The 13,341-nt window shown below is 72.0% G+C and carries 10 protein-coding genes; 7 read left to right on the forward strand and 3 right to left on the reverse strand.

The genetic code is table 11. The features are described 5' to 3' along the window. Positions 1-75 precede the first annotated feature (75 nt). Genes ACWC97_RS00260 through ACWC97_RS00270 form a run of 3 tightly spaced genes read left to right on the forward strand, consistent with a single transcriptional unit; the run spans position 76 to position 6,001 of the window. Entirely contained in the window at positions 76-3,168 is a 3,093-nt protein-coding gene (locus tag ACWC97_RS00260; RefSeq protein ID WP_450647440.1) for a hypothetical protein, read from the forward strand. Further along, the gene (locus tag ACWC97_RS00265) at positions 3,165-3,869 is read left to right on the forward strand and encodes a DUF4255 domain-containing protein (protein ID WP_352276768.1); all 705 of its coding nucleotides are present in this window, start codon (positions 3,165-3,167) and stop codon (positions 3,867-3,869) included. Before ACWC97_RS00260 ends, ACWC97_RS00265 begins: the two co-directional genes overlap by 4 nt. Beyond that, the gene (locus ACWC97_RS00270) at positions 3,866-6,001 is read left to right on the forward strand and encodes an ATP-binding protein (protein WP_450646460.1); all 2,136 of its coding nucleotides are present in this window, start codon (positions 3,866-3,868) and stop codon (positions 5,999-6,001) included. Before ACWC97_RS00265 ends, ACWC97_RS00270 begins: the two co-directional genes overlap by 4 nt. Before the next feature lie 38 nt (positions 6,002-6,039). Here ACWC97_RS00270 and ACWC97_RS00275 read toward each other — a convergent pair whose 3' ends face one another. After that, positions 6,040-6,540, reverse strand: a complete 501-nt coding sequence (locus tag ACWC97_RS00275) for a carboxymuconolactone decarboxylase family protein (RefSeq protein WP_450646461.1) — start codon at positions 6,538-6,540, stop codon at positions 6,040-6,042. 120 nt (positions 6,541-6,660) lie between these two features. Here ACWC97_RS00275 and ACWC97_RS00280 point away from each other — a divergent pair, with 120 nt between their 5' ends. Both ACWC97_RS00280 and ACWC97_RS00285 read left to right on the forward strand, forming a co-directional pair. Then, the gene (locus tag ACWC97_RS00280) at positions 6,661-7,626 is read left to right on the forward strand and encodes a pirin family protein (RefSeq protein WP_352276762.1); all 966 of its coding nucleotides are present in this window, start codon (positions 6,661-6,663) and stop codon (positions 7,624-7,626) included. Positions 7,627-7,945: 319 nt separating this feature from the next. Then, positions 7,946-8,314, forward strand: coding sequence for a VOC family protein (locus ACWC97_RS00285; protein ID WP_450646463.1), 369 nt, complete (start codon positions 7,946-7,948; stop codon positions 8,312-8,314). A gap of 115 nt (positions 8,315-8,429) precedes the next feature. Here the strand turns inward: ACWC97_RS00285 and ACWC97_RS00290 are convergent, their stop codons facing one another. After that, positions 8,430-8,837, reverse strand: coding sequence for an SANT/Myb-like DNA-binding domain-containing protein (locus ACWC97_RS00290; RefSeq protein WP_352276760.1), 408 nt, complete (start codon positions 8,835-8,837; stop codon positions 8,430-8,432). A gap of 403 nt (positions 8,838-9,240) precedes the next feature. Between ACWC97_RS00290 and ACWC97_RS00295 the strand changes: the two genes are divergently transcribed. After that, positions 9,241-11,130, forward strand: a complete 1,890-nt coding sequence (locus ACWC97_RS00295; protein WP_450646466.1) for an ATP-binding cassette domain-containing protein — start codon at positions 9,241-9,243, stop codon at positions 11,128-11,130. Between the two features lie 221 nt (positions 11,131-11,351). Next, positions 11,352-12,152, forward strand: a complete 801-nt coding sequence (locus ACWC97_RS00300) for a GOLPH3/VPS74 family protein (RefSeq protein ID WP_450646468.1) — start codon at positions 11,352-11,354, stop codon at positions 12,150-12,152. A 264-nt stretch (positions 12,153-12,416) separates the two neighbouring features. On the opposite strand, the gene ACWC97_RS00305 is transcribed toward ACWC97_RS00300, so the two are convergent. Beyond that, positions 12,417-13,277, reverse strand: a complete 861-nt coding sequence (locus ACWC97_RS00305; protein ID WP_450646470.1) for a universal stress protein — start codon at positions 13,275-13,277, stop codon at positions 12,417-12,419. Between the last annotated feature and the right edge of the window lie 64 nt (positions 13,278-13,341).

A 13,341-nucleotide genomic window follows, 5' to 3' on the forward strand; every position in this document is an offset into this window, starting at 1 on the left:
ACTGTGAGGTGGGCCGTGACCGGCACTGCTGGCCCTGCGGGACAGACCAGGCTGGGCCGACTGGTGGGCGCTGTGATGCTGTTGGCCCCGCTGCTGGTGGCGGGCTCCGCGTCCGCCCCGCAGGGTGCGCCGCGGCTGGCCGCCGCGGCGGACGAGAAGCCGGTCGACGCCGGACGCATCACCTACGCCGGGACCGAGCACCGCAGCATCGGCCGGGTCACCGGGAAGGACAACTCCGACCCGCTGTTCGGGGAGGGGCCGACCCACTACGACCAGGACCCGTTCGTACGCGGTGACCGGATGGTCTTCACCAGCCTGCGCGACAGCGTGCGGCCCCAGGTCTACGTGCGCGAGGCGGACGGAACGGTACTCAAGCTCACCAGCGACCGGGACGCGGCACACCCCGAACTCTCCCCCGACGGGCTGACCGTGGTGTTCGACTCCGCGGAACGGGGCGCGGACGGAAAGGTCCAGCGCGACCTGTGGGTCATCGGGGTCGACGGCGACGGACTGCGGCGGCTGACCGACACCCCGAACAACGAGACCTCCCCGACCTTCTCCCCCGACGGCACCCGCGTCGCGTTCTCCTGCGACTCCGGCACCGGCGGCGCCGGGATCATCTACGAGCAGGCCGTGTCCGGTGGACCGGCGAAGGTCGTCAGCAATGCGACCGGCAGCGCGACTGAACCGGCGTGGAACCCGGTGGACGACGATGCCCACCGCGACCAGATCGCGTACACCCTCAACCCCTCCCCCAAGGAGGACGACCCGAGGCTGTGGGTGACCGAGGGGCGTCCCGGCACCGACCGCGCGCTGCTGGGCGGCGGACTGGCGACCTGGCGCACCCGCTCGGCCGCCTGGCTGTCGGACGGATCGGGTCTGCTCTACCTCGGCCGCGACTGCACGTGCCAGTACGAACGTGTCTACCGGGGAACCGCCTTCGACGGGGCCGTGCCGAGGACCGAGCTGGACGAGAACCGCAAGGTCGACTCACCCACCTGGACGGGCCCGTTGGACGGCGGGACCGCCATCGTCTCCCGGCAGACGTCCCGCAGGCCGGGCAACGACAACGACGACAATTCGGTCGTCGCGACGCTCCAGGACGTCCGGCAGGACGGATCGGACCCCCGGGACCTCGGAGTCCCGATCCTGCACGAGGACCCCGATGCCGTCGGCAACGCGAAGCTCCTGTTCAACCCGAAGGCGGACTTCGACCCGTGGAGCGAGCGGCAGAGCTACACCCCGGACGGCCGCCGCATCGTCGTGACCCGGTTCGAGGGCGCCAAGCGGGCCCGCGGCGAGCAGATCTTCCTGGTGGACGCCGACGGCGCCAACGCGGCCCCGCTGCCGCTCGCCGGGCGCGCCCCCGGTGACTGGGACACCGACCCCGCGTTCTCCCCGGACGGCACCAAGCTCGCGTTCGCCAGGGTCTCGCCCGGCGGGACCGGTGGGAACGCGGGACCGAGCAGCGTCCTGATCGCGGATGTCGCGACGGGCGCGATCATCGGCCGGGTCGTGCCGCCGGCCGGTGAGCTGACGGGGCAGGACGCCCAGCCGGCCTGGTCGCCGGACGGCAAGACGCTCGCCTTCACCCGCAATCACGAGATCCGGGGCCTGGGCGGCATCAAGCACATCTGGACCGCGCCGGTGGACGCGCTCGGCCGGCAGAGCGACCTCAGCGCCAAGATCTGCCCCGGCGAGTGCAAGAAGCTCGACGACAGCCCCGCCTTCTCCCCGGACGGCACCAGCATCGCCTTCAACCGCAAGGACGGCGGCAACGACCAGGACAGCGGTCGCACCGGCGTCATCATCACGTCGCTGAACGGCGGCACCTGCCGGGTCGTGCTCCCCGACACCCGGCGGAACGACCCCGACGCCTGCCGCCAGGACATTCCGGAGCCCCCGTCGTACGGCCCCTTCCAGCCCCGTGACGTGGCCTGGTCGCCGGACGGCGAACGCGTCGTGCTGAGTTCGCGCCGCGAGGCCGACGCCAACTCCCCGGAACAGCTCTCCATCCTGGACCTGGCCTCGGGCGCCCTCACGCCGCTCGGCGGGGCGCTCGCGGGACGGCAGAAGGAGCCCGCCTTCCAGAAGTCCGTCGACCTGTCCCTGACCGCGCCGCCCACCGTCCCCTCGATCGAGACCGGCTCCACCGGTGAGACGACGGTCACCGTCACCAACCGGGGCCCCGCCGTCTCGCCCGGCACGGTGCTCACCCTCGACGCTCCGGCCGGGGTGCGCCTGGAGGAGCTCACCACCCCGGTCGGTTCCTGTGCCGCCGGATCGCCCCAGTGCGCGCTGGGGGCGCTGCGACCCGGTCAGAGCGTGACGGTCACCGCCCGGCTGACCGGGGTGACGGCGGGAGACCAGCGGATCGGCTGGTCGGTCGCCGGTTCCGTGGTGGACCCGAACCCCACGGACAACGCCAGCGCGACGACCGTCCCGGTCACGGAGGCCCCCGCGCCCACGCCCTCCCCGACCCCCTCGAAGCCCAGGCCCCCGGCCCCCGAGCCGCCCGCGCCGAAGGCCGGACCGGGCGTCACCGTGAAGGCCCGGCCGAATCCCGGATACGTGGGCGGCCGGGTCGTGGTGACGTACACCGTGCGCAACGGGCGAAACGCCCTGGCCACCGGGTTGCGGCTGAAGCTCGGGCTGCCCGGCAGCATCCCGGCGGGCCCGCTCCCGGCCGGCTGCGCGCGGGGCACGTGCGCGCTGCCCGATCTGGCGCCGGGCGCCTCCACGGTCGTCCGGGTCGTGCTCAAGCCCGACCGGGCGCTGACCGCGACGATCACCGGGACGCTGACCACCACCGGAACCGACGCGGACCGGAGCGACAACGTGTCCCGGCAGAAACTGCGCATCCTCCAGCCCCGGATCATCACGGTGCCCGAGGTCGGCAAGCCGGGATTCGTCACCTCCGTACGGGGCAAGGACTTCCCGCCCGGCGCGCCGGTGAAGCTGACGTGGAAGCCGGGGATCACGGCCGCCGCGGTGCCGACTCTTCCGCGCCGCGACGGCACGTTCATCGCGCAGCTGCTGATCCTGGCGAAGGACGAGACCGGACCGCGCACGATCACCGCGACCGGGCCGGGGTTCAAGGCGGCTCCCGTGGACTTCCTGGTGGTCGCGGGGACCATCGTCCCGCCGGACGAGGTGGGGCGTCGATGATCCACGAAGTGGACGAGGGACTGCGGCTGCTGCTGATCGACTCCGGGCTCCAGGAGAGCGGTGTCGACCTGGTCTTCGACGCGCCGACGAAGGAGTGGTCGGCCCGGCGCAACGCGCCCACGATCAGTGTCTTCCTGCACCGGATCCGGGAGGACGCGACCCGGCGCCGCACCGGAACCGCCGAAGAACACGACGACGAGGGCATGGTCGTCGGCTGGCGGACCCCGCCTCGCTGGTTCGAGCTGACCTATCTGGTGACCGCCTGGACCAACCATCCGCAGGACGAACACCGCCTGCTCTCCGAGGTGTTGCGCTGTCTCGTACGGTCCGACGTACTGCCCGACCGGATGCGGACGGGCAGCCTGGCCGAGCTGGGCCTGTCGGTGGAGATCGAGGCGGCGGGCCCCGGGTTCGACGGGCCGTCCGCCTCGGACGTGTGGTCCGCACTCGGCGGTGAGCTCAAGGCCGCGATCGACCTGCGGGTGTGGGCGCCGCTGGCCGGGGAGCGGACCCAGGCCGGTCCGCCGGTCACCGAGGGGCTGGTGGTACGGACCGCCGCGGCCCGGGACGGCGGGGAGGCGAGCCCGGGGCGCCGGTTGCGCTACGACGGTGTCTCCGACCCCGGCGAGCGCGGTTTCGCCGCGGAGCGCGAGCGGCAGCTGCCGCCGGGCCGGCGCCGCCGAGGGGGCGCCGCCCGATGACCACGGCACGGAGTACGGAGGAGGCGCTCCACGCGACGGCCGACGCCCCGGCGGCGGCCGTCGCGGACCTCTGGGAGCAGCTGGTCCACGTCGAGCAGCGGGTCAGGGAGTCCGTGGCGGTCCGGCGGGCGGCCGACCCGCAGCCGGACGACCCGTTCCGGGGGCAGTACCTCACTCCTGAGGCGGCGGCGCGGATCGTCGAGTCCCGCGACGCGTTCTCCCCGGTCCCCCCGTACGGCGGCGGCCCCGGTCCGGGGATCCCGTCCGGCGGCCGCCTCGGCCGGCTGGCCGACGCCTTCGGGCTGCTTCCGCTCGACGTCGATCTGCTGCTGGTCGCGATGGCCCCGGACGTGGACAGCCGGTTCGAGCGGCTGTACGGCTATCTCAACGACGATCTGACCCGGCGTCGGCCCACCATCGGTCTGGCGCTCGAACTGTGCGGGCTGCCCGCCGCGGGCGGCGGCCGGTTCCGGTTCGCGCCGTCCGCCCCGCTGGTGGCGGGCGGGCTGGTGGAGGTGGTGGAGCCGGAGCGGCCGCTGCTCTCCCGGGTGCTGCGGGTGCCGGACCGGGTCACCGCCCATCTGCTCGGCGACGACGTGGTCGACGGAAGGCTGCGCGGGCTGGTCCGGGCGGCCGGCCCCGGCGCGGGGGCGCACGACGGTCCGCTGGTGCGGCGGGTCGCGGCGGGCCTGGGCACCGGCGGCGGCCTGGTGCATCTGCTGGACCGGGGCGGGGACCCGGGCGGGGTGGCCGTCGAGGCGCTGGTCGCCGCGGGGCGCCGCCCGCTGGTCGTCGACATCGCCGCCCTCACCGCCCTGCCCGAACCGGCGGAGGCCGTGCGGATCCTGGCGGCCGAGGCCCGGCTGGACCGGGGCGGGGTCGTCCTCGGGCCGCTGGAGGCGCTGGCCCCGGAGCAGCCCGGGGGCGCCCGGCTGCTCGGGAGCCTGTGCGGGGCGCTCGACGGCGTCCCGCTGGTCGCGTACGGGAAGAAGCACTGGGATCCGCTGTGGGCGGAGGAGAGCCCCGTCGTCGTTCCCGTCCCGTCCCCCGGTCCCGAGGAGTCGGCGCGCCGGTGGCGCCGGGCGCTGGCCGGGGCCGCTGCGGCGACCGGGCTTCCCGGCGGGGGCGGACCGGACGTCGAAGCGCTGGTGGGGGCCGCCTCCTCGTACCGGCTCGACGCCGCGCAGGTACGCAGGGCCGCCTCGGTCGCCGCCCGGCTGGCGGCGGTGGAGGAACGCGCGGTGGACGTGCGGGACCTGCGGGCGGCGGTGCGGGCCCAGAACGGGGCGGGGCTCGAACGGCTCGCCCGCCGGATCGAACCGGCGGTCGGCTGGGACGATCTCGTCCTGCCCGACACGGCCCGGCGCGAACTGTCCGAGCTGGCGCTGCGCGCCCGCCACCGGGAGCAGGTCCTCGGGGAGTGGCGGATGCGGCCGGGCGGCGGGCGGGGGCGCGGGATCATCGCGTTGTTCGCGGGCGAGTCCGGCACCGGCAAGACGATGTCCGCCGAGGTGCTGGCTTCGGAGCTCGGCATGGAGCTCTATGTGATCGATCTGTCCACGGTGGTCGACAAGTACATCGGCGAGACCGAGAAGAACCTCGAACGGATCTTCGTCGAGGCGTCGGACGTCAACGGCATCCTGCTGTTCGACGAGGCGGACGCCATCTTCGGGAAGCGTTCGCAGGTGAAGGACGCGCACGACCGGCATGCCAATGTGGAGTCCGCCTATCTGCTGCAGCGGATGGAGTCGTTCGACGGGATCGCGGTGCTCACGACCAATCTGCGGGGCAATCTCGACGAGGCGTTCACCCGTCGCCTCGATGTGATCGCGGAGTTCCCGATGCCGGACGCGGCTCAGCGGCTCGCCCTGTGGGACCGCTGTCTCGGACCGGCCCTCCCGCGCGGCGCCGGGCTCGACCTGGAGTTCTGCGCGGAGCGTTTCCAGCTGGCGGGCGGGTCGATCCGGGCCTGCGCGGTGACCGCCGCCTACCTGGCGGCGGAGTCGGGGGAACCGCTCGGTATGGAGCAGATCGTCACGGCGGTGCTCCAGGAGTACCGCAAGCTCGGGCGGCTGGTCCGGGACAGCGAGTTCGGCCCCTGGCTGGAGCGGGCGCGGCCGGGCGGTTCCTAGAGGGTGTCCGACACATGCCTGCGGCGCCGGGGCGGCGCTCAGCGGCCCGGTGCCGGGATCGCGGGCGCCCTGCGCACCGGGTGCTTGCTGAGGATGGAGACCCGGTTGAAGGCGTTGATCGTGATCGCCACCCAGACGATCGCGGAGAGCCCGGTGTCGTCGAACTCCTCGCGGGCCGCCGCGTAGGCGGTCTCCTGCGCGGCGGCGTCCGCGGGGTGGGTGGTGGCCTCCGCGAGGGCGAGGGCCGCGCGCTCCCGCGCCGTGAACACCTCGGTGTCCCGCCACGCGGCCAGTACTCCGAGGCGCTGGGTGGTCTCGCCCGCGCGCAGCGCCGCCCTGGTGTGGACGTCCAGGCAGTAGGCGCAGCCGTTGAGCTGGGAGACCCGGAGGTTGACCAGCTCCACCAGGACCCGGTCCAGCCCCGCTTCGGCGGCGCTCGCGCGGACCGCCTCGGAGGTCTGGACCAGGGCCTGGTACGCCTTGGGGGTCTGCTTGTCGACGTAGACCCGTCGACCGTCCGCGGGTGTGGTGGCGCTCACTCTGGTCTCCTTCTGACCGGGGCGGCCGGGCACGCTTGCGGTGCGCCCCGGACCATGGTGTTCTATGATCCACCATGGTAGTTGAATATCCAACAATAATGGAGCCGAGGGCGGTCCACGATGAGCAACGCTGAGACGGAACCGGCCGAGGTGCGCTGCGCGGCCTCGGTGAGCGAGGAGCCCCGCGTCGAGGTGCTGTCGGCCCGCGACGTCCCGCTGGGCGGTCCGCGGGCGATGACGGTACGGCGCACCCTGCCCCAGCGGTCCCGCTCCCTGATCGGCGCCTGGTGCTTCGCCGACCATTACGGCCCCGACGATGTCGCCGCGACCGGCGGCATGGACGTCGCACCCCACCCGCACACCGGGCTGCAGACCGTGTCGTGGCTCTTCACCGGTGAGATCGAGCACCGCGACAGCCTGGGCAGCCACGCCTTCGTACGCCCCGGCGAGCTCAATCTGATGACCGGCGGCCACGGCATCAGCCATACGGAGGTCTCGACCCCGCGCACCACCGTCCTGCACGGGGTCCAGCTCTGGGTGGCACTCCCCGAGGAGCACCGGCACGCGGAACGCGACTTCCAGCACTACGCCCCCGAGCCGGTCCGGGTGGACGGGGCCCTGGTCCGGGTCTTCCTCGGGAGCCTGTGCGGCGACACCTCCCCCGTACGCACCTTCACCCCGCTGCTCGGTGCCGAGATCGCCCTCGACCCGCACGCGAGCCTCACCCTCGCCGTGGACCCCGCGTTCGAGCACGGCGTCCTCGTCGACCAAGGCTCCGTCCGCCTGGCCGGGACCGCCGTGGACCGGGCGGAGATGGGCTACGCCGGCCCCGGCCGCGAGGCGCTGGAACTCACCAACACCTCCGAAGAGCCGGCCCGGCTGGTGCTGCTCGGCGGTCCCCCGTTCGAGGAGGAGATCGTCATGTGGTGGAACTTCATCGGCCGGTCCCACGAGGACATCGCCCAGGCCCGTCAGGACTGGGCGAACGCCTCCGACCGCTTCGGCGAGGTACACGGCTACCCGGGCGACCGCCTCCCCGCACCCGAGCTCCCCAACACCCGCCTGAGGCCCCGCGGCCTGCGCTGACCTGCACATTCGATGGGCGGGACGTGCGGCGACCGGAGCCTCGCCGCACCCCCCGACCGGCACATCCCACGCAGACCTCGGCCGCCCCAGTCGCCCTGGGGCGGCCCTCACCTCCGCAGCTGGAGCCGTCACAAAGATTGAAGCTCCGCCATCTTGAAGTGGCTGGTCAGCGGGGTACCGTGCCTTCGTTTCGGGGTGCTCGTGCTGGCCGTGGGCGGCAGTCTGTGTTGTGGATCGTCCGGCGGGGTGGACGTGCCGATGAGTTCACCGTCCTCGAACGGTCTACCCGGCCGACACGACCGTTCTCGACAGGAGTGCCATGTCCACCATCCAGCCAGTGATCCTCACCGCTGACCAGGACGTTCTGCTCGGCTTCTATGCGGAACTGTTCGGCGCCGAGGAGACCTTCCGGGTACCGGAGGAAGGTCCGGCCTTCTACATCGGCTTGCGTATCGGCGACACCGACCTCGGGCTGGTGGCCAAGGAGGACGCGGGGACCGGGACGGTGCCGCGGATCCTGCTCAGCATCGGTGTCGACGACGTCGACGAGACGTTCGGCCGGGTGGAGGCGCTGGGCGGCTCGGTCAGCGGCGGCCCCAATGACATGCCGTGGGGACAGCGCGTCGCCCACATCAAGGACCCCGACGGGAACCCGGTGAACCTCACCCAGCCGATCCCGCCTCAGTGACGCCGTAGGCACGGAGAGGGGGCCGTCCCCAGTGGATCTCACTGGGGACGGCCCCCCTTCTCGTCGACAGGCGGCCTCCCTGTTCCGGGCAGGGGTGGCTCCGGTCGGCGGGCGGTCAGTCGACGTACCCCGATTCCGCCGGGAACTCCGGCGGCCAGGGCTGGTCGTACAACGACTGCCACTCACCCATCAACTCGTACTCCGCCTCCCGCCAGCTCGGGTTGCCGCCGACGACGAAGCTGTCGCCGTCCCGCTCCAGCATCCAGGTGTAGGCGGCGTCCTCCGCCGGAATGCCGTGCCGTTCGCTGAGCACGCCGAACTCGTCGGAGGTCGCCCGCCGGATGTGGAGCCCGTTCCGGTAGAGGGGCTTGAGGAACATCAGTTCCACATGCCCGACAGAGACCTCGACCTGCGTCGTGGTCCGGTCCACCAGCGTGGCGTGACTGGTCAGGAAGAGCTGCCGGTGCGAGGGGAGGAACCCGGTGACCCTGAAGAGCCGCCCCTCCCGGATGAAATCCGTCATGATCACCATCTTCCCCTCACTGGTTCACCCGCGTTCCGTTGGCGTAGGTCATCTTCTTCGGGAAAACCTGGATGACCTTCATGCCCTCATCCGCCTCCGGACGAGTGGCCAGGGGCCCCGGTTGGAAAGGTCCGTGGCGTACGGGGAGGCTCGCACCCTACAAGCCGGGCGCGAGCCGGCGCGGACCAACGCGCCCGTCCCGGTCCGTGAAGAGCATCATCGGCGATTCGGCCAACTCCCCGTGTGCGCACACCTGTTGTCGGAGTTGGGTCCATGCATCCTCCACACACCGCCGCCCGCTCCATCCCGGGATTCCAGGACCGACCGAAACACATGTGTTCGATATCCCGACCAGGTCGTTGAACCTCCCGACCACGCTGGACGACCGTCAAGGGAGACCACGTTGACCTCAGCCGCCGCCAACGAACAGCAAGCCACCGCACCTCCCCCGCCGCCACCGGCGGAGATCACCTACAGCGGGCAGTACTCCGTCAACCCGCTCGCCGAGGTGTCCTTCCGACGGATGTGCGGGCAGATCCCGGCCGTGCTGGCCCGGATCGCCCGCCTGTCGTGGCGGACCGACCGGCGCGCCGTCCAGCTGCTGCTGGGCTGCCAGGCCGTCACCGGCATGTCGGCCGCCGTGCTGCTGGCCGCCACCGCCCGGGCCATGAGGCCCGTCCTCGGCGACGGGTCGGCCGGCGACCGGCTGCACGGAGCCGTGTCGGCCCTGGTCGTGGTCGCGCTCGCGGCCGCACTCGGCCGCGGCACGGCGGCGGTGGCCGCGTACGCGGAGCGGCGGATCACTCCGCGGCTGACGACGGAGACGGACAGCGCGCTGGTCGAGGCGGTATGCAGGGTGGAGGCGTCCGCGTACGCGGAGGAGGGGTTCTCCGACCGGCACGAGGCCGCCGAGATGGGAGTGATGCGCACCCAGGTGATGGTCACCGACGCCCAGCGGTTCCTGTCCGCGCTGATCCGGATGGTCTCCGCCGCCGGGGTGTTGTCGGTGCTGAATCCGTTGATGCTGCCGTTGCTCCTGCTCGCGGTGGTACCGGCCGGGGTGGGGGCGGTGCTGACCGCCCGGGTCGACTACGAGATCCACTACGCCAACATCGCCGACCGCAACGTGCGGGGAATGATGCGCTGGTGGGCGACCGCGTCGAAATACGGCGACGAGGTCCGCGCCAACTCGATGACCGATTACCTCGTCCACTGGTACCGGGCCCTGTCCGACCGGTGCGACCGGCGCACTCTGGCCGCCGCCCCGCGGACCCTGCGGATCGCGGTGCTGTCCGCGCTCGCCGGCGGGGTCTTCCTGGTGGCGACCTGGGGAACGCTGGCGTGGCTGGCAGTATCGGGCCGGATCGAACTGGCGGTCGCGGCCACGGCCGTCATCGCCGTGCAGACCACACTCGCCGCACTCTCCCAGGTGGTCGTCAACGGCGCCGCGGTCTTCCACACCAGCCTCTACCTGAGCGACATGCAGGCATTCCTCGACGACGCCGCCGCCCGCACTCCCCAGCGTGGCCCGGGCGGCCCCGGCGACCGGGTCGAGCAGATCCGGCTCGACGAGGTCGTCTACCAGTACCCGGGCAAGGGCAAGCCCGCCGTCGACGGCGTCTCCCTCACCCTGGAACGCGGTCAGATCCTCGCCGTCGTCGGCGCGAACGGCTCGGGCAAGTCCACGCTCACCCGGCTGCTCACCGGCATCTACCTGGCCGACAAGGGCAAGATCACCTGGAATGGCACCGACCTGGCCGAGGTGGACCCCGCCAGTGTGTGGCAGCAGACCGGCCTGGTGCCACAGATCTTCGCCCAGTGGCCGATGCCACTCCGCGAGAACGTCACCCTCGGCCAGCCCCGCACCCACGACGACGGCCCCGTGTGGGAGGCGATCGACGCGGTCGGCCTGCGCGAAGCCGTCGACGACCTCCCCGCCGGCCTGAACACCCTGCTGTCCCGCGAGGTCTTCGGCGGCTCGGAACTGTCCGGCGGACAGTGGCAGCGCATCGCCTGCTCCAGGGCCCTGTACCGCCGCCCGGGTCTGCTGATCCTGGACGAGCCGACGTCCCAGATGGACCCGCGCGGTGAGCACCAGATCTTCGAGCAGATCAAGGCCATCGCCGCCGACCGCATCACCATCGTGGTCACCCACCGTCTGGAGAACACCAAGATCGCCGACCACATCATCGTGATGGAGCACGGCCGGATCACCGAGCAGGGCCGGTACGACGACCTCGTCCACGCCGGCGGAACCTTCGCCGAGCTCCTTCGCCTGTCCCAGGACCGATGAACACTGACCAGGAGACCCTCAAGACGTGGAACACCTACGGCAGCAACCACCGACTCGCACAAGGACTCCAACTGCCTGAACTGGCCCGGTGGGACTGGGGCATCCCCTTGCCTGTGCGTCCGGGCTTGGCCTCCCGGGGGCAGACGCTCCGGTACAGGCGGCACGCTGAGCATCCTGCGGGAGCTCTCCCTTCCGCGGACCGCCGCGCCTACCCTGCAGGCATGACTACGGGGGATGAGCTACTCCTGCTCGCGATAGTCCCAGGCAGACAGCGCATACGCATACGGAGCGACCATCGGCTTCGGTACGCCCTGCGGTCCTCGGAGTTGGCGGATCTGTGCCTGGCGGGACGGATCGCCGTCGGGCGCCGACGGATCGAGGTGTTGGACGCCCGGCCCGTCGAAGACCGTCGCCTGAGCAATGTCCTGCAAGGTCTCGGCGCGGCCACTCCCCCGCCCGACCTCAAGGACTGGCTGCGCCGGACACCGCGATCCCTGACCGTCGAGTACCTCTCCCGACTGGAGGACCAGAAGGCGGTCCGTGTCCGTCGGTGGCGCGATTCCAGCGGCCGTACCCGCAACGACATTCTTTCCGTGGACATGCCGCGCCGCCAGGCGCTGCTGAACCGCCTCGACAGCGTGGTCCGCTCCGGTTCCGCCAAGACCACCGCTGACCGTGACCTCACCCTCGCCGTGCTTGCCCAGGCCGCGGGCCTCGCCCCTGCCGCCTACCCTGGACTGCGCGGCATCACCGACCGCCGCCGTATGGCCGCCCTCGCCACAACGCACCGTCTCACCCCCTCAACCGCCGGAGCGGTCCCGGTCGCCGACGAGGAAGTCGCTGCGGCACTGACCACCGGCGCCGACGTCCTCACCCGCCAACTCCTCGGCGAGCTCAGTGACCTCTACGCCGACTTCACCACCGGTGGCCACGGTCTTGGCCACAGCTTGGACCCCGGCGGTTGGTCCGAGGGCGGCGCAGGCGGCACCGGCCACCACGGCGACGGGCACGCCGGCTGGTGACTCCGACATCGAACCCGCGCGGATGCCGTGGTGTGGTGGAACTTCATCGACCGGCCCCACGAGGACATCGCCCAGGCCCGTCAGGACCGGGCGAACGCCTCCGACCACTTCGGCACCGTTCATGGCTACGACAGTGACCCGCTCCCTGCCCCGAGCTGCCTACAACGCCCCCTGAAGCCGCGGAGGCCGGATTGATGATGCGGGGCGGTGAATCAGGGGTTCGGCGGCCCGGATGAGCATCAGTTCCTCGTCGGCGCGCGGCCGTCAGAGGCCCGGAACCGTGATTACGGGGCAGTGGGCCCGGTGCAGCAGTCCATGGACGACGGATCCGAGCCGCATCCCCGAATAGCCGCCTCGGCCCCGGCGCCCGACCACGACAGCCAGAGCGTGCTCGGAGGCCTCTGCGAGCAGTTCGACGGGCGACCCGATGAGCACTTCGTGGGTGATCCGGGTGTCGGGGTACCTCTCCGACCAGCCAGCGGTGGTCTCCGCCAGCAGGCGGCGCTCCGCGTGGAGCGACGTATCCTCCGGATGCCGGAAGAACACGGGAGGCTGCCAGACCGCGACGGCCCGCAGTTCGCAGCGCCTGAGGTCCGCCTCCTCGAAGGCGAAGGCCAGGGCGGAACGGGACGACTCGCTGCCGTCGACACCGACGACCAGGTACGGCGGATCCTGAGTGCCGTGTTCCGCGTCCCCGACGACCACGACGGGGCACCGCGCCTGCGCGGTGACCGGAACGACCAGGGAACCGGCGCTCAGAAACTCCTCGGTGCGGCTGAGGTGGCGGGAACCGAGCACGACCATGGCGGCCTGCCGCGACAGGTGGGACATGACGGGTGCCGGGGCACCGTCAAGGAGATCGGATGTGGTTCTCACATCCATGTGCCGGGCACGCGCCCAGTCGGCCGCGGTCCGCAACGCCTCGTTTCCCGCGCGTGTCTGCGCCCGATGCCGCGGGGTGTCGTCGACGAGCTGCGCTTCCCGCAGCGGTGGCACGGCGACGACGAGGTGGAGGGTCAGTCTGCGCCGGTGGGCCTCATCCGTTGCCCAGGCCAGGGCGAGAGGCCCGGTGCGGACGGGATCGATTCCGACGACGATGCCTTTGGCCTGTCCGGCTGTGCTCATGGCGTGCTCCCCTCTCGGGTCTCGTTCCTCTCGGGTCTCGTTCCAGTACCGTTCAGGGAGGTGG

It is taken from the genome of Streptomyces sp. NPDC001108 (assembly GCF_053598535.1).

Bases quoted from the DNA above. Each gene is read 5' to 3' on its own strand.
- ACWC97_RS00260 (WP_450647440.1), top strand. From the start codon at position 76: ATGCTGTTGGCCCCGCTGCTGGTGGCGGGCTCCGCGTCCGCCCCGCAG.
- ACWC97_RS00265 (WP_352276768.1), top strand. From the start codon at position 3,165: ATGATCCACGAAGTGGACGAGGGACTGCGGCTGCTGCTGATCGACTCC.
- ACWC97_RS00270 (WP_450646460.1), top strand. From the start codon at position 3,866: ATGACCACGGCACGGAGTACGGAGGAGGCGCTCCACGCGACGGCCGAC.
- ACWC97_RS00280 (WP_352276762.1), top strand. From the start codon at position 6,661: ATGAGCAACGCTGAGACGGAACCGGCCGAGGTGCGCTGCGCGGCCTCG.
- ACWC97_RS00285 (WP_450646463.1), top strand. From the start codon at position 7,946: ATGTCCACCATCCAGCCAGTGATCCTCACCGCTGACCAGGACGTTCTG.
- ACWC97_RS00290 (WP_352276760.1), bottom strand. From the start codon at position 8,837: ATGACGGATTTCATCCGGGAGGGGCGGCTCTTCAGGGTCACCGGGTTC.
- ACWC97_RS00300 (WP_450646468.1), top strand. From the start codon at position 11,352: ATGACTACGGGGGATGAGCTACTCCTGCTCGCGATAGTCCCAGGCAGA.
- ACWC97_RS00305 (WP_450646470.1), bottom strand. From the start codon at position 13,277: ATGAGCACAGCCGGACAGGCCAAAGGCATCGTCGTCGGAATCGATCCC.